Origin of the sequence: Paraburkholderia phenazinium (assembly GCF_900142845.1) — a bacterium.
In the GTDB taxonomy this organism is placed as follows: Bacteria; Pseudomonadota; Gammaproteobacteria; order Burkholderiales; family Burkholderiaceae; genus Paraburkholderia; species Paraburkholderia phenazinium_A.
On record NZ_FSRU01000002.1, the window covers coordinates 1,059,480 to 1,081,967 of the forward strand.

At 64.1% G+C, this 22,488-nt stretch carries 20 protein-coding genes; 9 read left to right on the plus strand and 11 right to left on the minus strand.

Features of this window, described 5'->3' with window-relative positions; genetic code table 11:
- Positions 1–4: 4 nt before the first annotated feature.
- Both nirD and nirB read right to left on the minus strand, forming a co-directional pair.
- Positions 5–352 (minus strand): nitrite reductase small subunit NirD, encoded by a 348-nt coding sequence (gene nirD / locus BUS12_RS21820; RefSeq protein ID WP_074299228.1) that lies wholly within the window; start codon positions 350–352, stop codon positions 5–7.
- Positions 353–422: 70 nt separating this feature from the next.
- The gene (nirB, locus tag BUS12_RS21825; protein WP_074301631.1) at positions 423–2,966 is read right to left on the minus strand and encodes a nitrite reductase large subunit NirB; all 2,544 of its coding nucleotides are present in this window, start codon (positions 2,964–2,966) and stop codon (positions 423–425) included.
- Between the two features lie 641 nt (positions 2,967–3,607).
- Between nirB and cobA the strand changes: the two genes are divergently transcribed.
- Entirely contained in the window at positions 3,608–4,399 is a 792-nt protein-coding gene (cobA, locus tag BUS12_RS21835) for a uroporphyrinogen-III C-methyltransferase (RefSeq protein ID WP_074299230.1), read from the plus strand.
- Between the two features lie 8 nt (positions 4,400–4,407).
- On the opposite strand, the gene BUS12_RS21840 is transcribed toward cobA, so the two are convergent.
- The 5 genes from BUS12_RS21840 to BUS12_RS21860 all read right to left on the minus strand — a co-directional run bounded on the left by BUS12_RS21840 (position 4,408) and on the right by BUS12_RS21860 (position 8,993).
- Positions 4,408–5,325 carry an ABC transporter substrate-binding protein gene (locus BUS12_RS21840; RefSeq protein ID WP_171991699.1) on the minus strand — a complete coding sequence of 306 codons (918 nt, stop codon included), beginning with the start codon at positions 5,323–5,325 and terminating at the stop codon, positions 4,408–4,410.
- Positions 5,326–5,375: 50 nt separating this feature from the next.
- Complete coding sequence (locus BUS12_RS21845) at positions 5,376–5,882, minus strand: flavin reductase family protein (protein WP_143788427.1); 507 nt, start codon at positions 5,880–5,882, stop codon at positions 5,376–5,378.
- A 51-nt stretch (positions 5,883–5,933) separates the two neighbouring features.
- A complete protein-coding gene (locus BUS12_RS21850; RefSeq protein WP_074299232.1) occupies positions 5,934–7,250 on the minus strand; it encodes an LLM class flavin-dependent oxidoreductase in 1,317 nt (438 codons plus the stop codon).
- A 52-nt stretch (positions 7,251–7,302) separates the two neighbouring features.
- Entirely contained in the window at positions 7,303–8,049 is a 747-nt protein-coding gene (locus tag BUS12_RS21855; RefSeq protein WP_074301633.1) for an amino acid ABC transporter ATP-binding protein, read from the minus strand.
- A gap of 89 nt (positions 8,050–8,138) precedes the next feature.
- Positions 8,139–8,993, minus strand: coding sequence for an amino acid ABC transporter permease (locus BUS12_RS21860; protein WP_253190185.1), 855 nt, complete (start codon positions 8,991–8,993; stop codon positions 8,139–8,141).
- 219 nt (positions 8,994–9,212) lie between these two features.
- Between BUS12_RS21860 and BUS12_RS21865 the strand changes: the two genes are divergently transcribed.
- Positions 9,213–10,121 (plus strand): LysR substrate-binding domain-containing protein, encoded by a 909-nt coding sequence (locus BUS12_RS21865; protein WP_074299234.1) that lies wholly within the window; start codon positions 9,213–9,215, stop codon positions 10,119–10,121.
- A 15-nt stretch (positions 10,122–10,136) separates the two neighbouring features.
- On the opposite strand, the gene BUS12_RS21870 is transcribed toward BUS12_RS21865, so the two are convergent.
- Complete coding sequence (locus tag BUS12_RS21870) at positions 10,137–11,537, minus strand: MFS transporter (protein WP_074299235.1); 1,401 nt, start codon at positions 11,535–11,537, stop codon at positions 10,137–10,139.
- Positions 11,538–11,559: 22 nt separating this feature from the next.
- Positions 11,560–12,285: a type IV pili methyl-accepting chemotaxis transducer N-terminal domain-containing protein gene (locus tag BUS12_RS21875; RefSeq protein WP_074299236.1), complete on the minus strand. Its 726-nt coding sequence runs from the start codon at positions 12,283–12,285 to the stop codon at positions 11,560–11,562.
- 625 nt (positions 12,286–12,910) lie between these two features.
- On the opposite strand from BUS12_RS21875, the gene BUS12_RS21880 reads away from it, so the two are divergent.
- The 7 genes from BUS12_RS21880 (at position 12,911) to BUS12_RS21910 (ending at position 20,335) form a co-directional block, all read left to right on the plus strand.
- Positions 12,911–14,383, plus strand: coding sequence for an MDR family MFS transporter (locus BUS12_RS21880; protein WP_074299237.1), 1,473 nt, complete (start codon positions 12,911–12,913; stop codon positions 14,381–14,383).
- Positions 14,384–14,853: 470 nt separating this feature from the next.
- Positions 14,854–15,420 carry an acyloxyacyl hydrolase gene (locus BUS12_RS21885; protein WP_074299238.1) on the plus strand — a complete coding sequence of 189 codons (567 nt, stop codon included), beginning with the start codon at positions 14,854–14,856 and terminating at the stop codon, positions 15,418–15,420.
- 163 nt (positions 15,421–15,583) lie between these two features.
- Positions 15,584–15,949 (plus strand): hypothetical protein, encoded by a 366-nt coding sequence (locus tag BUS12_RS21890; RefSeq protein ID WP_074299239.1) that lies wholly within the window; start codon positions 15,584–15,586, stop codon positions 15,947–15,949.
- A gap of 174 nt (positions 15,950–16,123) precedes the next feature.
- On the plus strand, positions 16,124–17,461 hold the full coding sequence (locus tag BUS12_RS21895; protein WP_074299240.1) for a TAXI family TRAP transporter solute-binding subunit: 1,338 nt from the start codon (positions 16,124–16,126) through the stop codon (positions 17,459–17,461).
- A gap of 194 nt (positions 17,462–17,655) precedes the next feature.
- On the plus strand, positions 17,656–19,047 hold the full coding sequence (locus BUS12_RS21900; RefSeq protein WP_216352731.1) for a cytochrome ubiquinol oxidase subunit I: 1,392 nt from the start codon (positions 17,656–17,658) through the stop codon (positions 19,045–19,047).
- 68 nt (positions 19,048–19,115) lie between these two features.
- Positions 19,116–20,114 carry a cytochrome d ubiquinol oxidase subunit II gene (gene cydB, locus BUS12_RS21905; RefSeq protein ID WP_074299241.1) on the plus strand — a complete coding sequence of 333 codons (999 nt, stop codon included), beginning with the start codon at positions 19,116–19,118 and terminating at the stop codon, positions 20,112–20,114.
- 20 nt (positions 20,115–20,134) lie between these two features.
- Positions 20,135–20,335 (plus strand): DUF2474 family protein, encoded by a 201-nt coding sequence (locus tag BUS12_RS21910; RefSeq protein WP_074299243.1) that lies wholly within the window; start codon positions 20,135–20,137, stop codon positions 20,333–20,335.
- A 37-nt stretch (positions 20,336–20,372) separates the two neighbouring features.
- Here the strand turns inward: BUS12_RS21910 and BUS12_RS21915 are convergent, their stop codons facing one another.
- Together BUS12_RS21915 and BUS12_RS21920 are read right to left on the minus strand one after the other, a co-directional pair.
- The gene (locus BUS12_RS21915; protein WP_074299245.1) at positions 20,373–21,728 is read right to left on the minus strand and encodes a sensor histidine kinase; all 1,356 of its coding nucleotides are present in this window, start codon (positions 21,726–21,728) and stop codon (positions 20,373–20,375) included.
- Positions 21,729–21,781: 53 nt separating this feature from the next.
- Positions 21,782–22,483 (minus strand): response regulator transcription factor, encoded by a 702-nt coding sequence (locus BUS12_RS21920; protein ID WP_074299248.1) that lies wholly within the window; start codon positions 22,481–22,483, stop codon positions 21,782–21,784.
- Positions 22,484–22,488: the final 5 nt, after the last annotated feature.

The following is a 22,488-nucleotide window of genomic DNA, read 5'->3' on the forward strand; positions in this document are numbered from 1 at the left end:
GTGTTTATACCGCGACCCAGACCTGGCCGTCTTTGACCTGCGCGGCAAACGCGCTAACGGAATGCTCAGGCGCTTCAAGACACTCGCCGGTGCGCAGGTCGAAGTGCTGCTTGTAGATCGGCGAGGCCACTACGATGCGCTCGCCGAGGTTGCCGATCAAACCGCGCGACAGCACGGCGGCCTGCGAGCAGGGGTCGTAATTGTCGATGGCATACACGCCACCCTCGCCTTGCGCGACATTGAACACCGCCACCTGCTTACCCTCGACGAGCGCGCACACACCGGTGTTGGGCACGATGTCGTCGAGCGCGCAGACTGGCACCCAGTTAAGCGGATTCAGGTCGTGACTCATGATGGATTTCCCGGCGTGATTGAGTGAACGGACAAATGAGTGAACGGCAAAGGCTTTAACAAAGGCGGCCTCAAACCGTCTCGACGATCACCGGAATCGGGAACGCCTTGGCAGCCTCGCGTTCGGCCGGCGTCGCGGGACGAATCTGGCCGCGCTCCTCGACGAAGGTCACGGTCTCGTCGACCTTTTCGCTGTTGACGAAGTGGCGGAAGCGCTTGCGGGTCTCGGGGTCGGTCACGGCCTTCTTCCACTCGCACTCGTAGGTGTCGACCACGTTGCGCATTTCCGCTTCCAGCTCCGCGGCGAGTCCCAGCTTGTCGTGCACGACTACGTCGATCAGGTAGTCGAGCCCGCCCTCGAGGTTGTCGCGCCACACGCTGGTGCGCTGCAGACGGTCGGCCGTACGCACATAGAACATCAGGAAGCGGTCGATGTAGCGCACCAGCGTCTCACGGTCCAGATCCGCCGCGAGCAGTTCGGCGTGACGCGGCTTCATGCCGCCGTTGCCGCACACGTAGAGATTCCAGCCCTTTTCGGTGGCGATGATGCCAACATCCTTGCCTTGCGCTTCCGCGCATTCGCGGGTGCAGCCCGAGACGCCGAACTTGATCTTGTGCGGCGAGCGCAGGCCTTTGTAGCGGTTTTCGAGGCCGACGGCGAGCCCGACCGAGTCGCCCACGCCGTAGCGGCACCATGTCGAGCCCACACACGACTTCACGGTGCGCAGCGCCTTGCCGTAGGCGTGGCCCGATTCGAAACCGGCCGCGATCAGTTCTTCCCAGACCAGCGGCAACTGGTCGACGCGTGCGCCGAACAGATCGACCCGCTGGCCGCCGGTGATCTTCGTGTAGAGGCCGTACTTCTTCGCCACCTGGCCGACGGCGATGAGCCCTTCCGGCGTCACCTCGCCGCCGGGCATGCGCGGCACCACCGAATAGGTGCCGTCGCGCTGGATGTTGGCGAGGTAGTAATCGTTCGAGTCCTGCAGGCCGGCGTGTTCCTTCTTCAGGACGAACTCGTTCCAGCACGAAGCAAGAATGCTGGCGACGGTGGGCTTGCAGATATCGCAGCCGAGACCCTGTCCATGTTTTTCGAGCAGCGCGCCAAAGGTCTTGATGCCTTCCACGCGCACAATGTGATGCAGTTCCTGGCGCGAGTACGGGAAGTGTTCGCAGACGTGATTGTTGACGTCCATGCCCTGCTTCTTCATCTCGGCCTTCATCACCTGGGTGACGAGCGGCACGCAGCCGCCGCACGAGGTGCCGGCGCAGGTGGCCGTCTTCAGCGCGCCGATGCTGGTCGCGCCCGCGCACACCGCGGCGCAGATGTCGCCCTTGGAGACGTTATTGCACGAGCAGATCTGCGCGGCCTCCGGCAGCGCGTCGACGCCGAGACCCGGTTTGGCCTTGCCGTCGCTGGACGGCAGGATCAGGAATTCCGGCGCGTCGGGCAGCTCGATGCGGTTCAGCATCATCTGCAGCAGCGTGCCGTATTCCGCGGCGTCGCCCACCATCACCGCGCCGAGCAACTGCTTGCCGCACTCTGAGACCACCAGCTTCTTGTAGACCTGCTTGCGCTCGTCGCTGAACTGGTACGAGCGGCTGCCTGGCGTCTTGCCGTGCGCGTCGCCAATGCTCGCCACGTCCACGCCCATCAGCTTGAGCTTGGTGCTCATGTCGGCGCCGGCAAAATCCGCCTCGTCGCCGAGCAATTGCTTCGCCGTGATGCGCGCCATCTCGTAGCCCGGCGCGACGAGTCCATACACCATGCCGTTCCACGCCGCGCATTCGCCGATCGCGTAGATGTCGGGGTCGCTCGTGCGGCAGGTGCCGTCAATCGCAATGCCGCCGCGCGGGCCCAGTTCGAGTCCGCAGGCACGCGCGATCTCGTCGCGCGGCCGGATGCCCGCGGAAAACACGATCATGTCGGTGTCGAGATGCGTGCCGTCGGCGAACTTCATGCGGTGCGTGCCCGCTTCGCCGTCGACGATTTCGAGCGTCTGCTTCGCCGTATGCACCTGCACGCCCAGTTCTTCGATCTTGCTGCGCAGGACCCGCCCGCCGCCTTCATCGACCTGCACCGCCATCAGGCGCGGCGCAAACTCGACCACGTGCGCCGCCAGTCCCATGTCGTGCAGCGCCTTCGCGCATTCGAGCCCGAGCAGTCCGCCGCCCACCACCACGCCGGTTTTTGCGCGCGCGCCGCAGGCCTGCATCGCTTCGAGGTCTTCGATGGTGCGGTAGACGAAGCAGTCCTGACGATCGTTGCCTGCGATCGGCGGCACGAACGGCGACGAGCCGGTGGCCAGCACCAGCTTGTCGTACGACAGCGTCTCGCCGGTCGAGATGCGCACCGTGCGCGCCGCGCGGTCGACCGACAGCGCCTTCGCATTGAGCTTGAGCAGCACGTTCTCGCGCTCGAAGAAGCCGGGCTTGACGAGCGACAGGTCCTCCGCGGACTTACCGGAAAAGAATTCGGACAGATGCACGCGGTCGTAAGCGGGACGCGGCTCTTCGCACAACACGGTGATGTGCAGCGCCGACTTCGCCTCGTCCACCAGACATTCGAGGAGCTTGTGACCCACCATGCCGTGGCCGATCACCACCACGTTCATGACAGGGGCTTCATCCTTGCCCAACCCGGTTTCCAGCTCGATTCGCGACATGATTTTCGTCCGGCAAATAAAAAGGCGTCCCGCGGATTCAATCGTCGAAGCGACTGAATTCGGGGGACGCCGTTGTCCAAAAGCCCGTGATCTATGGAGTGACTTTTGCTGCATGCTGGCCGGACCATCGTTGATCCGCCGGGCAAACTTACGCAAAGGCCATGCCATGCGCGAGAATGCCGTGCTGCGACCGCAGCGGCGGGCGTCCCGGCTTGTCGCGGTGCATGGCCGCGCGCTGCCTGACGACGCATTTTGATGCGGCCCGGCACAACGCTGGTGCGGTGCAGCACTTCATCCGTGCAGGGTGTTGGGGCGCATGCGACGCGCTGCGCCAGCCAGAGGTACGCGGTAATCATCTGGCCTGGATATTGCCTTTGATAGAATGCGCGACAACGATGTCGACGCAACGAATCGCGCGACCCGAGGGCTGCAAGGCCCACGCGTCGCACTCATCAGACAGGCTCAGGACAACGGCGTCCCCTCGTTTAACATGACGAGCGGACGCCGTTTGCATTTGGCGAAGCGCGAGCCCTGACATTGCAGCCGCGACTGCAACAGCGGCAACGCGGAACAAGGACATCAACATCATCATGGCAACCGGCAAGGTCACCTTACTCAGCGCGGGCCCGGGCGAGCTCGATCTGCTCACCCTGCGCGCCGCGCGGCTGCTGGCAAGCGCGGACGTCCTGCTGCTCGACGATCTCGTCAACCCCGAGATCGTGACGCTGGCGCCGCAGGCGCGCGTCATCCGGGTCGGCAAGCGCGGCGGCTGCAAGTCGACCCCGCAGGCATTCATCCAGCGGCTGACCCTGCGCTACGCACGCGCCGGACGGCACGTGGTGCGGGTGAAAGGCGGCGAGGCCCTGCTGTTCGGCCGCGCCGGCGAAGAGTTGAGCGAGTTGCGGCGTGCGCAGATTCCGTTCGAGATCGTCAACGGTATTTCATCGGGGTTTGCAGCGGCGGCGGGACTGGGCATTTCGCTCACGCATCGCGATCACTGCCAGGGCGTGACGTTCGTCACGGCGCATCTGCACGACGGCAGCGAACCGAACTGGGCCGCGCTTGCCGCTACCGGGACGACGCTTGCCGTCTATATGGGCATGAGCCGCATCGACAGTATCTGCGCAGCGTTGCTCGCGGCGCTGCCCGACGGCACGCCGGCTGCGGTGGTGCAATCCGCCGGCACGTCCGACGAGCGCCGCGTGCTGGCGACGCTCGCGACGATTGGCGCCGCTGCGCGTGAAGCGGGCCTCGGCAGCCCTGCGGTGATTCTGATTGGCGATGCGATCGGCGAGGCTGCGCTCAGCGTTGAACAGGCTTCGCCTGCGCCTGTGCCCGCTGCGGCGCCTGCCGGGTCCGATGACGAGCGCCGTTACGCGTAACGTCCACGCTACAACTGCGCACCGTTGATCGGAAACAGCGGCTTGGCGTCTTTCGGCGACAACCCCCATTTCTTGAGCAGCATGTCGTAGACGCCATCCCTGCGCAACTTCAGCAGCGCCTGCTGCACGGCAGTGGCCAACTGCCTGCCTTTTTCGTCCACACCGAAACCGATACCGTACGGCGCCACCGGATTGAAATAGACGATCTTGTACTTCGAGGGGAATTTGTTCGCGTTGTAGGCGCCAACCGGCGAATCGACCCACGCCACTTCGCTCGCTCCCGTGGAAAGCGACAGGAGCGCCATGTTCGAGTCGGGATACGTGGCCACGACAAGCGGCTTCTTCCCCGCCTTGGCGCAGCGCTCGCTGATGCCGGCACTTTCCTGCATCGAGGCTGAGCCGCGCGGCAGCGCGACCTGCAAGCCGCACAGATCGTCGAGGGACTTCATCGACAGTGGCCTTGCCGGTGAGACGACAATCGTCTCGCCCATGTTCAGGTAATCGACAAAGGTCACGACCGGGTGCCGCGAAGTGAAATCGGCCAGGGAGAGCAGTACGTCGAAACGATTGGCACTGAGGCCTGGAATCAGCGCATCGAACGAAGACTGGGTGAGCCGCAGCTTCAGGTTCAGCACATCGGCGGCGGCGGCCAGCAGGTCCGGCGTGAAGCCGGCGATATCGCCGTCATCGTCGACGAACTTGATGGGCGCGACGTCGGGATTGACGCCGGCCGTGAGCGTCCCTCGATCGCGGTAAAACTTCGGCACCATCGCCGCGAGCGCGGCGTCTGCCTGGATAGGTGGGAGTTTCGGTGCGTCTTCCGCTCGCGCGGCCTGAGCGAAGAAGAGCGCCGCGATGAAGCATGCCCCCACAGGGACGACTGTTCGGGACCTCGCGATCCTGCCGAACAAAGGATGATGACTCATGCTTGTCAAACCTCGATGATGAAACATGGCGGAACCTGCTGGCAAGCGGACTAGGTCGCCCTGAGCGTGCTTTGGGCATAGTCGCGGTGATGCCACAGGAGGCAGCCTGTGGCGACATCCTCGTTGACGGTGGCGTCGGCAATCTGCCCCACCATGATGCTGTGCGTAAAGCCGTTATGCACCGCCACCAGGCTGCATTCGAATACGACCACGGCGTCGATCAAGGTGGGCACCCCCGTCCTGCCCTCCTCCCACTGGTCGGCTTCGAAACGCTCCGCGCCGCGCGACGAAGTAAAGCGCTTCGCCACAGGCATCTGATCCGCCGAGAGCAAATTCACCGCGAATTTTTTCGTGCGCAGGATAACGTCGTGCGCGGACGCCGTCTTGTTGACGCAGACCAGCATGGTGGCGGGATCGACGGACAAGCTGCACACCGAGGTTGCAATCAGCCCCCACGGCAAGCCGGCCTCGCGCGTCGTGATAGCAGTGATGCCGCTGGCAAAGCAGGTCATGGCGTGGCGGAACGCGTCGGGGTTCACATGGGTGGTAATGGGCATGGCTCTTACTCGAAGTTGATCAATGTCCTGCGTGCCGTGTCGGCGCCCGGCTCAATCGCCAAACCGTAACGGCTGGAGTCCAAGATTGCCGCGCAAGGTGCTCGACGCGTACTCGGTGCGAAACAGGCCGCGTTTGCGCAGTTCCGGAAGAATGAGTGCGACAAAATCGTCCAGACCGCCCGGCAAGATTGCGGGGCAGAGATTGAAGCCGTCCGCCGCGCCTTCCTTGAACCACGTCTCCATGTCGTCGACGATATCCGCTGCGGTGCCGATGAGTTGCCGCCCCCCCGAGGCTCTCAGCTTGTAGAGCTGCCGGATCGTCAGATGATCGCGCCGGGCCATGTCGAGCAGGCCTTCGCCGATACTGCTGACCGGCCCTGTGGCCACCTCCGGCACCGGCCCGTCCAGGTCGTAGCCCGACAGGTCGCCGAGCGTGCTGTAGAGCACCGCCAGACCGCTCAACGGATCGATCAGCTCCTGCAACTGGTCGAACTTGTCCTGGGCTTCCTGTCTCGTTCTGCCCACATAGGTGGTGAGTCCGGGCATGATCAGGAGTTGATCAGCGGTTCTTCCATATTTTTCCAGCCTACCCTTTAGGTCTGCGTAATATTTCTGAGCCGACAAGATATCGAAGGAGGCGCTGTACACCACGTCCGCGCTTTTCGCGGCGATCTCACGCCCGGCTTCAGCCGCCCCCGCCTGCACGATGACCGGACGCCCTTGCGGCGTGCGAGCGGAATTCAGCGGCCCTCGCACGCTGAAATGCTTGCCTTTGTGATGCGGCACGTGAAGCCTGGATTCCTCGTAGAAGATCCCCGTCTCCTTGTTGCGGATGAAGGCGTCGTCTTCCCAGCTATCCCATAGTTTCTTCACCACATCGACGAATTCGTCGGCACGCTCGTAGCGCTCTTCGTAACCGAGGTGTTCGTCGCGGCTGAAATTCCACGCTTCCTGCTGCGACCACGAGGTGACGACGTTCCAGCCGGCCCGGCCGCCGCTGATATGGTCGAGCGACGCGTACTTGCGGGCAATATGAAACGGCTCGTTATAGGTGGTGGATGCCGTCGCCACCAGGCCGATGCGCGACGTGCACGCGCCGATGGCCGCGAGCAGTGTGAGCGGTTCGAGTTCGGCGTTCTTCGAGTCGCGGGCCAGCGAACCCTTGGGCGTATCGGAAGCGCGAACGCCGATGCCGTCGGCGAAGAAGATCATATCGAGCTTTGCGGCTTCGGCCTTGCGGGCGCTGTCGAGAAAGTACTGGAAATCGATCGCCCCGTCCGCCGGCACCTCCGGGTGCCGCCACGCCGCCATGTGATAGCCCAGATAACGCATCGAGAGGCCGATTCTCATCATTCCATCCTTGTCCATCACATCTCCTGGTCGATCAGATTATTGAAAACAAACCATCCTGCAGACGGCATCAATCGCGAAGGTTCGAGATGAAGCGCCTGCTGCGCTCCGTGCCGCCGCCGTTGAAAATATGGGCGGGCGAGCCTTGATCGACGATGCGTCCGCCATCCATGAACACCACACGATTCGATACCTTGCGGGCAAATTCCATTTCGTGCGTCACGACGATCATAGTGGTGCCGGACATCGCCAGTTCCTTCATGACGTCGAGCACTTCGTTGACGAGTTCGGGATCGAGCGCGCTGGTCGGCTCGTCGAACAGCATGACTTCGGGTTCCATCGCAAGCGCCCGCGCAATCGCCACACGCTGCTTCTGGCCGCCCGAAAGCTGCGCGGGATAGTGATCGATCTTGTCGGCAAGGCCGACGCGCGCCAGCAGATAGCGGCCGCGCTCGACGACGTCCTTGCGCGCCGCGCCGCCGACGATGCGCGGTCCGGCGAGCACGTTGTCGAGCGCCGAATAATGCGGAAACAGGTGGAAGCCCTGAAAAACCATGCCGAAATAGCGGCGCTGGCGGTCGAGCTCCTTCTTGGGCAAACGGATGCGGCGAGCGCCGCGCATCTCGGTTCCGAGTACTTCGCCCTTAAAGGACACCGTGCCCGAATCGATCAGCTCGAGCATGTTGATGCAGCGTAGCAGCGTGCTCTTGCCGGACCCCGACGGTCCGATGATCGCCACGACGTCGCCCTTGTTCAGCGAGAAATCGATGGCGTGCAGCGCGGTGAAGGTCCCGAACGTTTTGGTGGCGGCGCGCATCTGCAGCAGCGGCGCGCGGCCCACGTCGCCTGGATGACCTGGATGGTCCGGATGATCCGGATGGCCGGCAACGCTGGCGATGTCCATGACTAGACTCCCTTGCCGAAGCGGCGTTCGAGAAGACTCTGCCCGCACATGGCGAGGCTCGTGAGAAACAGATACCAGAGGCAGGCGACGGTCAGGAGCGGGATGGTTTCGAAATTGCTCGAGTAGATGAGTTGCACCGTCGTCAGCAGTTCGACATAGCCGATCACCGAGGCAAGCGACGTATTCTTGAACATGGTGATAAGTTCGTTGGCGAGCGGCGGAATGATCACGCGCACCGCTTGCGGCATGACGACGTGCCACATCATGCGCAGGTCGCTCATCCCCATCGCCTTGCAGGCTTCGCGCTGGCCTTTGTCGACGGCGCCCAGGCCGCCGCGAAAAATCTCCGCACTATGTCCGCCCAGATACAACGCCAGACCGAGCGTCGCGGCGCTGAAACGCGAGATGAGGTGGTTCGTGTCGATGTCGAACAGGTTCGCATGCAGGAACGGCAGCGGCAGGTACAGGCGTGGAATCAGCGCCGAGAGGAAGAACAGGAACAGCAGCATGGCGAGCGCCGGCGTGGCCCGGATGATCCAGATATAGACGTAGGCCGCGCCGCGCAGCACCGGGTTGTCCGCCATCCGGCAGGCCGCCACCACCACGCCGAGCGCGAGGCCGAGCACGCTCGCGAGGGCGGTCAGGATCAGCGTGTTCGCCAGCCCCGCCAGCACGCGCCTGTTGAAGAAGTAATGGGCGACGACGTCCCACTGCCAGCGCGGATTGTCGATGACCCACTCGTAGAACAGAACCAGCGCAATGCCGAACAGGCCATACCAGAGCCAGTCGGATTGCTTCGGCCGAGCGTGGATGCGTAGATCGACGGGGGGCTCGCCTTGCTTGTCGATGCAAGCCATGGGCGGCTCCTGTAGATAGACGGTTTCTTCATGCATGCGTTGATACGCCCTGGTAATGAAATAAGCGCAAACCCTCATCCGAACATAAAAAGCTATGGACTGGTCTTGCCGGCTGAGGCCCTTGTAAATCAGGCATGCCCGAACAATAGGAAGTCAAAATGCGGATGGAAAATTCTTTTTTTTGCGAATACGATAATATTTTGTTATAGGGTCGACGCCGTGAAAATTCGCCAGCTCGAGGCGTTCCGCGCCGTGATGCTTTGCCAGACCGTGACGCGCGCCAGCGAGATGCTGCATATTTCCCAACCGGCAACCACGCGCCTGCTGGCGGATCTCGAGGAGTCCATCGGCTTTGCGCTGTTCGAACGTGTGAAGGGCCGGCTCTATCCGACGGTGGAGGCGCAAGCGCTCTATGAGGAAGTGCAGCGCTCGCTGGCCGGAGTCGACCGGATCGCGCGGGCGGCGGATGAAATCAGGGACCTGCGTCGTGGCACCTTGCAGATCGCGGCGGCACCGGCGATTGCGTTATCGTTCCTGCCGCACGCGATTGCCGACTATCTGAAAACGCGGCCCGAAGCCCACGTCTCGCTCGCCGTGCATTCGTCCCGTACGGTGGTGGATATGGTGATCGGCCAGCGCTGCGACGTCGGCTTCGCCATCCTGTCGATGAGCCGTCCGAGCGCGCACGGCGAGCGGCTGATTTCCACGCGGATGGTGTGCGCGTTGCCGGCGGGACACCGGCTATGCGCGCTCGAAACGATCCGGCCGGCGGATCTGGCCGGCGAGCGTTTCGTCGGCCATCCGCGCAGCGTCGAATCGCGCATCCAGATCGATGCGTTGTTTGCCGCGCATGGGGTCGAGCTGAAACGGCAGATGGAGACCCAGGTGTCTCACGCGATCTGCGCGTTCGTCGAGGCGGGGGCCGGCGTCTCGGTGGTGGATGCGCTGAGTGCCTGGGGCTATCGCGGCACAGGCGTCGTCTTCAAGCCCTTTGAACCCAGCATCACCACCGACTTTGCGTTACTGACGCCGTCGCAACGGCCGGCCCCGTTGTTGCTGAAGTCGTTCGCCGCGCATGTGCGGGCGTTCGCTCTGGCGCAACTCGGCCCCAGTGTCGTTGCCGAGTAGCAGCAGAGCCCCACCTCACACTCCACTATCCGCCGTCACACCGGCCGCTGAAATCGGGCTCGCAACAACGACACTCTCGCCCGGCAGCGCCCATTTGAGCCAGCGCGCACGATGCAGCGCGACGAGCGCAAACGCGAGCGCCGACAGCACGCCGAACGTCGCGAAGCCCATCTGATAACTGCCGGTGCTTTCCTTGGCCATGCCCATGATCACCGGCAGATAGAAGCCGCCGATGCCGCCGGCCGCGCCGATGATCCCCGACATCAGACCGGTCTTGCCCTTCCAGCGCTGCGGCACGAGTTGGAAGGTGGCGCCGTTGCCGAGTCCGAAGCATAGATAAGTGGCGATTAGCAGCGCGATGCCGGCCGGCAGCGGCGGCATCCACGCGGCGAACGCGAAGTCGCACAGCGAGATGCCGGCAAGCAGCAGCACCAGCGCCCGCACGCCCGAGATACGATCGGCGATCAGGCCGCCGACCGGACGCACCAGCGCGCCGGTGAACGCGAGCAGCGACATGAACAGCCCCGCTTCGAGCTTGGGCAACTGATACAGCGACACCAGCAGGGTCGTCACATACGACGACATGCCGACGAAACCGCCGAACGTGATGCTGTAGACCAGCATCACGACCCACGTATCGCTCTCCGCCAGCACGCTGCGGTAGTGCTTCGGCAACACCGCGATGGCGAGCAGCGCACCCAGCACGGGCAAGAGCAGCACGCCCGTTTTGCCGCCGCCGAAGACACCCGCATGCACGGCCAGCACCAGCACGATCAAGCCGACGAGCGTGATGCAGAAGCTGCGCAAGGCGCGCGGCGCGCTGCCCGATTTGGGCCCGAGGTCCTTCGCCCAGAAAAACAGTGCGACCGCCGCGAGCGCCAGCAACGGCAGCGCCGCTCCTGCAGCCTTGGCCCAGCCGAACTGGTCGGCGAGACTCGGAAACAGGAAACCGTCCAGCACCGCGCCAATGTTGCCGGCGGCGGCGAGACCCAGCACGAGCCCTTGCACCTTCGGCGGATAGTTGCTGCCGGCCATCGGCAGGGCCACGGCAAAACTCGCGCCGCCTACGCCGAGGAACACGCCCAGCACCAGCAGCATCACATAGGACGGCGGCGTCGGCGATAACAGCAGGACAACTGACGGTATAGCCGAGAGAGCCACGCCAAGCAAAGCAATGCGGCGGCCGTCGTAGGCCTGGTACAGATTGCCGAGCGTCACCCGCAGAATGGCCGCGCCCAGCACCGGGACCGCGACGAGGAAGCCCAGTTCGGCGGGCGACATCGCGATGTCCTTGTGGATGAACGGCGCCAGCGGGCCGAACATCACCCATACGGTAAAGCCGGTATCGAAGTACAGAAAGCAGGCTAGCAAGGCGCGCCAGTTGCCGCTTGCCAGCGATTTGAATAGATGTTTCATGGTCTCTCTCGCAGGGTGAAGGCTATTGAAGGGCGCGGTCGGCACGGGCATGCCAACCTTGAGACGGCACGGCGCGGCGCGCTGAGGTCCCGCTCGCGCCGCTCGTATCGACGACGCTTTGAATCAGCTCGTCCATCTCTTTGATGATGTCGGCGAGCACGGTCGTGATCACCGCGAATTCGCGGCCGAATTTCCCCGCGCGCGCGGCCGAGATGCGCGCATTGAGCGCGACGATATTGGCCTGCATCGAAATGTTGCCAAGCCGCTCGGCGATATCCACCTGGCGTTTGGTGGCGGCGGCTTCGACGCCGCGCATCTCGTGCTGATAGGCGAGCGTGATTTCCTGCAGCAATTCGAGCAGCGGAGTCGCCTGGGCCACCAGTGCATCGACCTGGGGCTGCCGGTCGTCACCGCCCGCGGCAATGCTCAAGGCGGCGCGTTCAGCCTGCGCGACGAACTGCCGGATGCGCTCGTCGGCCCGGCCTTTGCCGAAGTAGACCTCGCGCAGCGCCTCGGAAAACACGCCGGGCAAGCGCTCGTTGCCGTGCACGAGCTCGGCATGCGCTTGCGCGAAACTGGCGAGGCAGCTCTTCAGCACCGCCAGCGCGGCGGCGTCGCCCAGCGCGGCGAGCAAGGCATGCAGCACGATGCGTTGCGAGAGCATGCGCTGCCGGCCCGACAGGTTGATAAGCTCGCCGATGACCGGTCCAGAGACGGCGTCGAGGCTTGAATTGGTCTGCTGTTTCATCGTGAACGTGGCTAGCCCTGCAGCGTGGATCCATTCGCCGCGCGGCCCCTTGCGGGAATCGCGGTGAGACGTGGTGCGCGAACGAAGCGCAAAAAAAAAGCGTCCCGAGTGCCCAGCACGCGCGCCGATTGCTCGGTGCACTTCTGGATACCCGGGACGCCGTTGTCCCTGCGGGCCGCCTCAAACGGGCGACCCCTCAAGTGTCAATACGATGAGGCCGCCGTTGACCTCGGTGCGTTGCAATGCAATAGACATGCCATGCGACCGCGGGCGGTTGCGCCGGCAACGATATAAGCGCGTCGACGCGGCGCCCGGACGTTGAGGCAAAGCGCCGCCGCACAAGGCCGGACGCTTTACCGGAGAGTGCTTTCGGAAAGAACTTTGAGCCGGCAAAAGCAGCGTTTCCGCAACGCCGTCGGCGCGCGCGGCACCGGACCAGCGAGCGCCTTCGCGGCGCGGGATGAATTGAGTTGGTGCAAGGTCGTGGTGCGTCGCACCATCATATGGCACCGCGCGGATGCCCAACCTGGCATGTCACCGGGCAAGCAACTCCTGCGACGACGCGGTAACATCCGTACTCGCGCTTAAGCAAACACTGCGTAGCGTCCCAGTCCATAAAGACGGCATGTCACAGCACCCCAAGACAGTTCGACCCCTCGTCATCGCGTCGGTCATGGCATCCATGGCGATGGTCGCGATCGAAGCCACCATCGTCTCCACTGCGATGCCGCAGATCGTCACGCAACTCGGCGGCCTGCATCTCTACAGTTGGGTTTTCTCCTCCTTCCTGCTCGCGCAGACGGCGATGACCGTGGTGTTCGGCAAGCTCGCGGACCTGTATGGCCGCAAGCCCGTCGTCCTGATCGGCATTGCCATCTTTCTGGTGGGTTCGGTGCTGGCCGGCTTCGCCTGGTCGATGCCGGCCATGATCGTGTTCCGGCTGATCCAGGGAATCGGCGCCGGCGCCATCCAGCCGGTCACGCTGACCATCGTCGGCGACCTGTACCCGGCCCGCGAACGCGGCAAGATCCAGGGCTATCTCGCGAGCGTGTGGGCCATCGCGGCCGTGGTCGGCCCCATGGCGGGCGGCCTGCTGATCCGCGACCTGTCGTGGGCGTGGATCTTCTGGATCAACGTTCCCATCGGCCTCGCTTCCGCCGCGGGCTTCATCGCATTCCTGCACGAGCACGAGAAGCACGAGCGCCCGTCTATCGATATCGCCGGCGCGACCCTCTTCACGGTGTCGATCGGCGCGCTCATGATGGGGCTCACCGACGCCGGCACCTCCAGCAATGCGCTCGTCGCCTTCGAGTTCGCGCTGTTCGTCGCCTGCGGCGTCCTGTTCGTGTTGCAGGAACGCCGTGCCGCCGATCCGATGATTTCGTTTGCGCTGTGGGGCCATCGGCCCATCGCCGCGTGCAACGTCGCCACCGTGCTGTCGGGCATGGCGCTGATGGGCCTGACCAGTTTTCTGCCCATGTATGTGCAGGGCGTGCTGGGCCGCTCGCCGGTGGTGGCCGGTCTCGCGTTGACGATGATGATGGTCGGCTGGCCGAGCGGCGCGACGCTCGCGGCCCGCTCCTTCCATCTGCTCGGGCTGCGGCGCACGCTGATCGGCGGCAGTCTGTTCCTGCCGATCGGCGCTGTGTGCTTCGCCATCCTCGCGCCGGACAGCAGCCCGGTGCTGGCCGGTGTCGGCTCGCTGGTGATGGGCTTCGGCATGGGGATCGTCAGCGTCAGCTCGCTGATCCTGATTCAGGAGATCGTCAAGCCGTCCGAGCGCGGCAGCGCTACCGCGTCCAATCTGTTCTCGCGCAATCTGGGCAGCACGCTGGGCGCGGCCATGTTCGGCGCGGTGCTGAACTACGGGCTGGCTCACTCGTCCGCCGTCGGCGCGGTGACCGCGGACCAGCTCCGGCAGATTCTCGACGCGGCGCCGGGCAATACCGCGAGCGGCGCAGCCGTGCGGTTCGCCCTGCATCAATCGCTGCACCTGACCTTTGCATCGATCCTGGTGATCTCGTTCCTGTCGGTCGTCTCGGTGATGATCGTCCCGGCCATCAAGCTAAGCCAGGCGCGGGCGGCCTCGGCAAACTGAAGCGTCGTCGTGAATGGCAATCCGCATCGGCACCTTCACTGCACGATCTTCGCAGGTCGGATAGACTGCAAATACAGAACGACACCATAAGGGCAATACGAGGCCTGAAGATGCGCGAGGCGATTCACGCCACCGCATCTCGCGCCAGCCATTGCCCCGCATTGAATTCAATTCTCTGACAAATATGCGAATGGAACCTCGAGACAGCTCCATCCCGATCGTTGCGGAATATCCCACACTCATTTGCCTTCAGGCCGATATTCCGCGCCCCCGTATCGCGTTTGAATGCCGTTCGTCATTCAAACGCCCAATCCATTCCATGTGTGTCCCGCTGCACAGCTAATGCGAGCGAAGGCCCGTAGCGTGGTAACGCGTGCAATGGTTGCAACGCAACGATGTATGGCGCTTGCATGTGTGTCTTAAGAAAAAAGCTTCTGCAATAACAAGTCACTCAAGTGGTCGGAAATCCCATGCGATCGAATAACAGGTTCCTGAAAAGAAAGTTTATCCGCGCCCTCGCGCTTTGCGCGCTAACAGCCGGCTCTGCCGCGGCTCATGCCGACCAGTTTGGTGTACAGATTGCCGGCGGCGTCGCCGATCATGATATAAAAAAGGCCGATATCGGCTTGGTCTGGGATCCAGGTTTAAGCTGGTGGGAAATCGGCGGGTATCACTTTACGGTGGTCGGAGAGGCGCACGTTGCCTACTGGGACATTCGCGAAAGCGACGCGGCCCATCCGGACATCTGGGAATTCGGCCTGACGCCGATGTTCCGCTTCATCAAGAGTGCGGGCTGGTTCCGTCCGTATATCGAAGGCGGCGTGGGCGTACGCCTCCTCTCGCATGTGCGGGAGACGGACGACCGCACCTTCTCGTCGGCGTTCCAGTTTGCCGACGTGATCGGCGTCGGCGCCCAGTTCGGCGCGCGTCAGCAGTATCAGGCCGGGTTCCGCTTCCAGCATCTGTCGAACGCCGGTCTGGAACATCCCAACCCCGGCGCCAACTTCAGCGAAGTCTATCTGCAATACAACTTCTGATCGCCGCGGCCGCACGCCCCGCTGCGGCGCCGGCACGCCGGCTTGCCCCTGCAAGCACAAGGTGTTCCTGATTCCGCTCAGCGCGTGCTATCGTTGTGTTGCAGCAAAGGACGGTTCACGCACCGTCGGGAACCGAACGCAACTCATCGTAGCGAGTGTCGCCATGAGTGATGTACGCCTCCATCTGAGCCCACGCGATCGCGTGGAACTGCTGTGCTGGCTCACCTGCGGGAGCCTCGGCGCCTATTACCTCAATGAGACCTGGCCGGAACCGGCCTTTCACGTGCAGGCGGCTCACAAGTGGCTTGACCGGCACTTACGGGAAGCTGACTGGCTGAGCGTGGCCAAACTCTCCGCCCTCGCGCTGGAGATTGCGGGGCGGCACGCGCGCTTTGTCGAAGCGGAGTGGGCGCGCGACGCCGTCGAAGAAATTCTCGATACCGACGACCTCAATTTCCAGGCGCGCCTCGTCACCCAGGTGCTGGCCGACTGCCAGTACGCGCTGTCGGACAAGCGTATTGCGGACTGAGCGCAAAGAGAGACGTTGTCGGCAAAACGGCCGCGCCAGGGTTTTCACGTAGCCGGCTATGGATCGCCTGTGTCTTTTTTAAGCCATCCTGAATAATAATCTCGGGCCGGTCAATCGTGACACGCCCCGCCCGGCCGGCTGCAAGACATGCGCCGCCCTCCGAACCGAGCTCACATGAGACATCATCGCCCGCGTCCTCCGACCTTCCCCGGCGAGCATTCCCATGCCGATCTGCGCGATCTGACCTTGACGTTCGCGCCGATTGCGATCTTCGTGGTGGTCGTCATCACGCTGGTGGTGTGGCTGGTGGATCCGGCGCCGCCGCATACGATCACGATGAGCGCCGGCCCGCACGACAGCTCGTTCCTGCTCGCCGCCGACGAATACAAAAAGATCCTCGCCCGCAACGGCGTGACGCTCAAGGTGCTGGAATCGGACGGCTCGCTGCAAAACCTGCAGCGCCTGCTGGACCCCAAACAGCATGTGGATATCGCGCTGGTGCAAGGCGGCGTCGCGGATGGCCTGGCCGCGTCTTCCCTGATGTCGCTCGGCAGCGTGTTCTATGACCCCATCGTGGTGTTCTATCGCGGCACCGGCATCACGCGCCTCGCGCAACTCGAAGGCAAGCGGATCGCGATAGGTCGCGAAGGCAGCGGCACCCGCGAGCTGGCGCTCAAGCTGCTGGGAGCGAACGGCATCGCCCCGGGCGGCGACACGCCGCTCCTGCCCGACGACGGACTGCAGGCCGCAACCAAGCTGGTCTCGGGCGAGGTCGATGCCGCCATCCTGAACGGCGATTCGGCCACCCGCGCCTTGATGCTGCGGCTGTTGCGCGTGCCCGGCATCTCGGTGATGGACTTCGAGGAAGCCAGCGCCTATACGCGCCTCTTTCCCTATCTGGATGAGATCGACCTGCCGCCCGGCGTGCTCGACCTGCGCCACCGGATCCCCGCCGACACGGTCCACCTGATCAGCCCGACCGTCGAAATCGTCGCGCGCACCAACCTGCACCCCGCCATCTCCGATCTGCTGATCGAAGCCGCCCAGGAGATTCACGGCATGCCCGGACTCCTGCAACACGCGGGACAATTCCCCAGTCCGGTCGCGCGCGAATACCCGATCAGCGAAGATGCGCAGCGCTACTACAAGACCGGCAAGAGCTTTCTCTACCGCAATTTGCCGTTCTGGCTGGCAAGCGTCGGCGACCGCACGCTGGTCCTGCTGCTGCCGGTCGCAGTGCTGCTGTTTCCAGCCTTGCGTCTGATTCCCGCGCTGTATCGCTGGCGCGTGAGGTCGCGCATCTATCGCTATTACGGCTCGCTGATTGCGATTGAACGGGAAGCCTTGAAGGCGCCCTCAGAGGCGCAACGCGAGGCGCTGTTCCGTGAACTGGATCAGATCGAAGAGTCGCTCGACAGCCTGCGCATGCCGCTCGCCTACGCCGACACGTTTTACGTATTGCGCGAGCACGTCGGCTTCGTGCGCGCCCGCCTCGCCCAGGGCAATCCATAAGCGCCGGCGTCACGGGCCTTCTCACCGCTCACGACAGCAAGCAGTAAGCAGTGAGCAGTGAGCAGTGAGCAGTGAGCAGTGAGCAGTGAGCGAACGCAGGTTAAGGGCAGCGCGGCGAAAAAACGTGTATGTTGCCTAGGTGCAACGGGGATCGCTCCGCCAACCCGACCCGCCCTCGTCTTCCGGAGACCGCAATGATCAACCTCAGCGCGCTGGATCTTTCGCGACTGCAGTTTGCTTTCACGGTGTCGTTTCACATCATTTTCCCTGCGATGAGCATTGGCCTCGCCAGCTTCATCGCGGTACTCGAAGCGGCCTGGCTGAAGACCGGCAAACTGCACTACAAGGAACTGTGCCTGTTCTGGTCGAAAGTCTTCGCGATCGGCTTCGGCATGGGCGTGGTGTCGGGCGTCGTGATGGCCTATCAGTTCGGCACCAACTGGGCGGGCTTTGCGAAATTCGCCGGTCCCATCACCGGTCCGCTGCTCACTTACGAGGTGATGACCGCGTTTTTTCTGGAAGCCGGCTTCCTCGGCATCATGCTGTTCGGCTGGGATCGTGTGGGGCGTCGCGCGCACTTCGGCGCCACCCTGCTGGTGGCCATCGGCACGCTGATCTCGACCTTCTGGATTCTCGCCTCGAATAGCTGGATGCAGACGCCCCAGGGCTTCGCGGTCGAGAACGGCCACGTAGTCCCGCTCGACTGGTTCAAGATCGTCTTCAACCCCTCGTTTCCGTACCGGCTCGCGCATATGGCGATTGCCGCCTTTATCGTCGGCGCGCTGCTCGTCTCGGCCGCCGGCGCCTGGCACCTGCTGCGCGGCCGGCGCGATCCGGCGGTCAAGACCATGTTTTCGATGGCGCTGTGGCTGCTGCTGGTGCTCGCGCCGGTCCAGGCGCTGGTGGGCGATCAGCACGGCCTGAACACGCGCAAGTACCAGCCCGCGAAGATCGCCGCCATCGAGGGCCTGTGGGAGACGGAACACGGCGGCACCGCGCTCAATCTGATCGGCTTTCCCGACATGCAGGCTGAAGAGACGCGCTACGCGATCCAGATTCCGCATCTGGGCAGCCTCATCCTGACGCATTCGTGGGACGGCGAAATTCGCGGCCTGAAGGAGTTTCCCAAGGAAGACCGGCCGGATTCGTCGGTTATCTTCTGGACCTTCCGCCTCATGGCCGGCCTCGGCATGCTGATGATCCTGCTGGCCGTGATCGGTCTGATCCTGCGGCGCGGCGGCCGCCTCTACGAAAGCCGCCTGTTCCAGTACTGCATGCTGGCGATGGGTCCGGCCGGCTTCATCACGCTGCTGGCCGGCTGGGTCACGACCGAAATGGGCCGCCAACCGTGGGTGGTGTACGGCGTGTTGCGCACGGCGCAAGCGGTGTCGCCGGTGACCCAGCAGGACGTCAGCGTGTCGCTGATGATCTTCGTGATCGTCTACTTCCTGGTGTTCTGCACGGGCATCTACTACATCCTCAAACTGCTGCGCATCGGACCGCCGTACGACGATGCGGCGCCACGCCCAACGCCGGGCGCCGATGCGAACAGCAGCGGCCGCCGGCCGCTCGCCGCGGTCGAGTAACGCGGGCGGATACAAGAGGCGGCAAGCGGCGGCAAGCAGGACTCCACTCACCTGAACCGGAGCACAGCATGGACGTGACGACTATCTGGGCCGCGATCATCGCACTCGGGCTCTTCATGTATGTGGCACTCGACGGCTTCGATCTCGGCATCGGCCTGATCTTTCCGTTCTTTCCGGACGACGTCGAACGCGACCTGATGATCGGCACCATTGCGCCGGTGTGGGACGGCAACGAAACCTGGCTGGTGCTGGGCGGTGCCGCCCTGTTCGCGGCGTTTCCGGACGTGTATTCGATCGTGCTCTCGGCGCTGTATCTGCCGATCGTCACCATGCTCGTCTGCCTGATCTTTCGCGGCGTCTCCTTCGAGATCCGCGAGAAAGCGACCCGCACGAAGAACCTCTGGAACCTCGCGTTCATTGCCGGATCGGCCGGCGCGTCGTTCTTTCAGGGCGTGATTCTGGGCGCTTACCTGCAGGGCATTCCGGTCGCGAACGGCGTGTTCGCCGGACCGTCGTTCTTCTGGCTCACGCCCTTCAGCCTGCTGACCGGCTTTGGCTTGATGGCCACCTATGCGCTGCTGGGCGCCTGCTGGCTGATCATGAAAACGCAAGGCGACCTGCAGCGCCGCCTGCACGAGGTGGTGCGGCCGCTGACGATCGTGCTGCTCGCCTTCATGGTGGTGGTCTCGATCTGGACGCCGCTCACCGACGCGAAAATCGCCCAGCGCTGGTTCGATTCGGGCCTGCTGCACCGCTTGCTGCCGGTGCCGTTTCTGGTCGCGATCACCGCGCTGTTCATGTTCCGCGCGTTGCGGCGCCATCACGACAACACGCCGTTTCTGCTGGCGCTGCTGCTGATCCTGCTCGGCTATCTCGGCCTGCTCGTCAGCATCTGGCCGTATGCGATCCCCAACGTCATGACGCTCCAGGAAGCGGCTGCGCCGCGCTCGAGCCAGCTCTTCACGCTGGTGGGCGCGGTCGTCATTCTGCCGGTGATCCTCGTGTACACGACGCTTGGATATCACGTGTTCCGCGGCAAGTCCGCACCCGGTGCGAAGTATCACTAAGTATGTCGAGGTGCGTTGCCATGCGACTCTCCTGGCGCTCGACGCCACACACGTCAAACACGGCGGCGACGCAGCAGCCGCAAGCGGAGGCGGCGGCGCAGCCTGCTCACGGCCGGCTCAAGCGTGTGCTCTGGTTCGTCGCGCTGTGGTGCGCGGGCGTCGCGGGCGCGATGCTGCTTGCACTGCCGTTCCGTCTGCTGATGCAGGCCGCCATGCACTAGGCGGCGGCGCGCTTCGCCTGCGCTGGAACTGCGACGCCTAGGTCCAGACGATAAAGCGCGTCCCCGAAGCCAGACTGCTGACCGTCAGCCGCCATTCGTGGGCCACGGCGATTTCCTTGCAGATGGCGAGTCCGAGGCCGGCGCCATCGTGCCTTGCACCGGGCGCGCGCCAGAACCGCTTGAACAGGTAGGGCAGATGTTCCTCGCGGATGCCGGGCCCCTGGTCGATCACTTCGATCGACACAGCGCCGATGACGAGCCGCACCACGCTGTTCGGCGCGGACACGTTGAGCGCGTTTTCGACGATATTCTTCAGCAGGATGAACAGCGCGCTCCGGTCGGCCCACAGCGTAGCGGGGGCGTCGGCGGTGTCGAGTTCGAGCTTGACCTGCTTCGCCGTGGCCTTGCGCTCGAGATACGCCAGCACGTCGCGCGCCACCTCGGCGGTGCTGATTTCGGCAAAGGTGAAATTCTGCGCTTCGCTGACTTCGGCCAGATGCAACAACTGCCGGACCTGGCGCGCCATCAGGTCGATCTCGCGCAGCAGCAGTTCCTTGTCCGCGATTTCGGGCTGCAATTCGATCTGGCCGCGCACCAGCGTCAGCGGCGTCTGCAGTTCGTGCGCCGCCGAGGCGAGAAACTGCTGCTGCACGGTGAAGCCGTTTTCCAGTCTGCCGAGCGCCGCGTTGAAGGCGTGGATCAACGGCTTGATCTCGCTCGGCACGCCTTGCAGGGACAGCCGCGTCTTCAGGTTGCGCGGCGTGATCAGCGCGGCCGCGCTCGACGCCTCCCTGAGAGGCTTCAGGAGCCGATGCACGGTGACCGTCAAGGTGAGCCCGAAAATGATGGCCGCAATGAAGGTAATGGTCCTGACCGTGGCCGGAATCTGCTTCACCTTCGAGCCGATCATCGCATCGACGAGGCGCGCGCTGGTCGCGGTCTGGGCATAAAAGAGCGACGATCCATGCTGGACCGGCAGCGTCATGATGTCGAACGGCCTGCCGGCAATCGCGACCCGCTTGCTGGTCTCGACGATCGCGGCAGGGTCGCCTTGAATCCAGGGTCTCCCGTCCTGCGCGCCGGTCGAGGCGAGCAACACGTGACCCGTTGCATCGAGGACACGGTAGCGGATCTCCGTGGGCGCCGCGGCGAAAATCCAGGCCAGCCTCTCGGGCAAATTGACGGACACAGGCCGGCCGGCGCCGTCAAAACCGACGCCGCTCGCGACCTGCAGCGCCTGTTCCTTCTGTTCGTGGCGCCCGAGCATCTGCTCCGGGAAGTGATTGAACGAGTAGGTCACGACCATAGCGAGCGCGCTCAGCGTGAGCGCCAGCGCGACGATGCTGGTCACCCACAGGCGCGCGGACAGGCTTCGGATCCAGTGATTCAGCATGGCGAATGAGCGTGACAAAGAGGCATGGCAAACGAGCGTGGCAAACGAGCGGCTCAGGACGGCGGCGCGCCGCCCGACCCGGCGCCCGCCTGCAGCGCGAAACCCGCGCCACGGAGGTTGGCCAGACGGATCGTGGTGCCCAGCGCCGTCAACTTCTTGCGCAGCCGATGCACGGTGACTTCCAGCGCGTTGGGCGTCACCGCTTCGCCGAGGCCCCACGCGGCATGCTCGAGGGTCGCATGGCGCACGGTCTGACCGGCCGCCTTCACGAGGCACAGCATGATCTGCAGTTCGGCCTGCGCGAGCGGCACCGAGCGGCTGGCACACCGCATGGCGTGCTGCTGCGGGTCGACGGTGAGGTCGGCGAATGCCGCCACCAGCGCAGTCAGCGCCGCCGGCCGCCGCATCAGCGTGCGCACGCGCGCCACCAGTTCGCTCATGGCGAACGGCTTGGTGACGTAGTCGTCGGCGCCGCTCTCGAGACCGTCCACCCGGTCGTGCAGCGCGTCGCGCGCGGTCAGCATCAGACAGGGCGTCATCTGGCCCGTGGCGCGCAAGCTGCGCAGAAACGCGAGGCCGTCGCCGTCCGGCAAGCCGCGATCGACGATCAGCACGGCGTACTCGGCCCGGCTCACGCCGTAGCGGGCCTCGGAGACGGTGTGGAACAGATCGGCTTCGATGCCCGCGCCCGCGAGCGCCTGCCGCACCATCTCCGCGAGGCGTTCGTGGTCTTCGACAATGGCAACTCGCGACATGGCGC

Excerpts from the sequence above, each read along its gene's own strand:
- nirD (WP_074299228.1), bottom strand. The coding sequence starts at position 352 with ATGAGTCACGACCTGAATCCGCTTAACTGGGTGCCAGTCTGCGCGCTC.
- nirB (WP_074301631.1), bottom strand. The coding sequence starts at position 2,966 with ATGAACGTGGTGGTGATCGGCCACGGCATGGTGGGTCACAAGCTCCTC.
- cobA (WP_074299230.1), top strand. The coding sequence starts at position 3,608 with ATGGCAACCGGCAAGGTCACCTTACTCAGCGCGGGCCCGGGCGAGCTC.
- BUS12_RS21840 (WP_171991699.1), bottom strand. The coding sequence starts at position 5,325 with ATGAGTCATCATCCTTTGTTCGGCAGGATCGCGAGGTCCCGAACAGTC.
- BUS12_RS21845 (WP_143788427.1), bottom strand. The coding sequence starts at position 5,882 with ATGCCCATTACCACCCATGTGAACCCCGACGCGTTCCGCCACGCCATG.
- BUS12_RS21850 (WP_074299232.1), bottom strand. The coding sequence starts at position 7,250 with ATGGACAAGGATGGAATGATGAGAATCGGCCTCTCGATGCGTTATCTG.
- BUS12_RS21855 (WP_074301633.1), bottom strand. The coding sequence starts at position 8,049 with ATGCGCGCCGCCACCAAAACGTTCGGGACCTTCACCGCGCTGCACGCC.
- BUS12_RS21860 (WP_253190185.1), bottom strand. The coding sequence starts at position 8,993 with ATGGCTTGCATCGACAAGCAAGGCGAGCCCCCCGTCGATCTACGCATC.
- BUS12_RS21870 (WP_074299235.1), bottom strand. The coding sequence starts at position 11,537 with ATGAAACATCTATTCAAATCGCTGGCAAGCGGCAACTGGCGCGCCTTG.
- BUS12_RS21875 (WP_074299236.1), bottom strand. The coding sequence starts at position 12,285 with ATGAAACAGCAGACCAATTCAAGCCTCGACGCCGTCTCTGGACCGGTC.
- BUS12_RS21880 (WP_074299237.1), top strand. The coding sequence starts at position 12,911 with ATGTCACAGCACCCCAAGACAGTTCGACCCCTCGTCATCGCGTCGGTC.
- BUS12_RS21885 (WP_074299238.1), top strand. The coding sequence starts at position 14,854 with ATGCGATCGAATAACAGGTTCCTGAAAAGAAAGTTTATCCGCGCCCTC.
- BUS12_RS21890 (WP_074299239.1), top strand. The coding sequence starts at position 15,584 with ATGAGTGATGTACGCCTCCATCTGAGCCCACGCGATCGCGTGGAACTG.
- BUS12_RS21895 (WP_074299240.1), top strand. The coding sequence starts at position 16,124 with ATGAGACATCATCGCCCGCGTCCTCCGACCTTCCCCGGCGAGCATTCC.
- BUS12_RS21900 (WP_216352731.1), top strand. The coding sequence starts at position 17,656 with ATGATCAACCTCAGCGCGCTGGATCTTTCGCGACTGCAGTTTGCTTTC.
- cydB (WP_074299241.1), top strand. The coding sequence starts at position 19,116 with ATGGACGTGACGACTATCTGGGCCGCGATCATCGCACTCGGGCTCTTC.
- BUS12_RS21910 (WP_074299243.1), top strand. The coding sequence starts at position 20,135 with ATGCGACTCTCCTGGCGCTCGACGCCACACACGTCAAACACGGCGGCG.
- BUS12_RS21915 (WP_074299245.1), bottom strand. The coding sequence starts at position 21,728 with ATGCTGAATCACTGGATCCGAAGCCTGTCCGCGCGCCTGTGGGTGACC.
- BUS12_RS21920 (WP_074299248.1), bottom strand. The coding sequence starts at position 22,483 with ATGTCGCGAGTTGCCATTGTCGAAGACCACGAACGCCTCGCGGAGATG.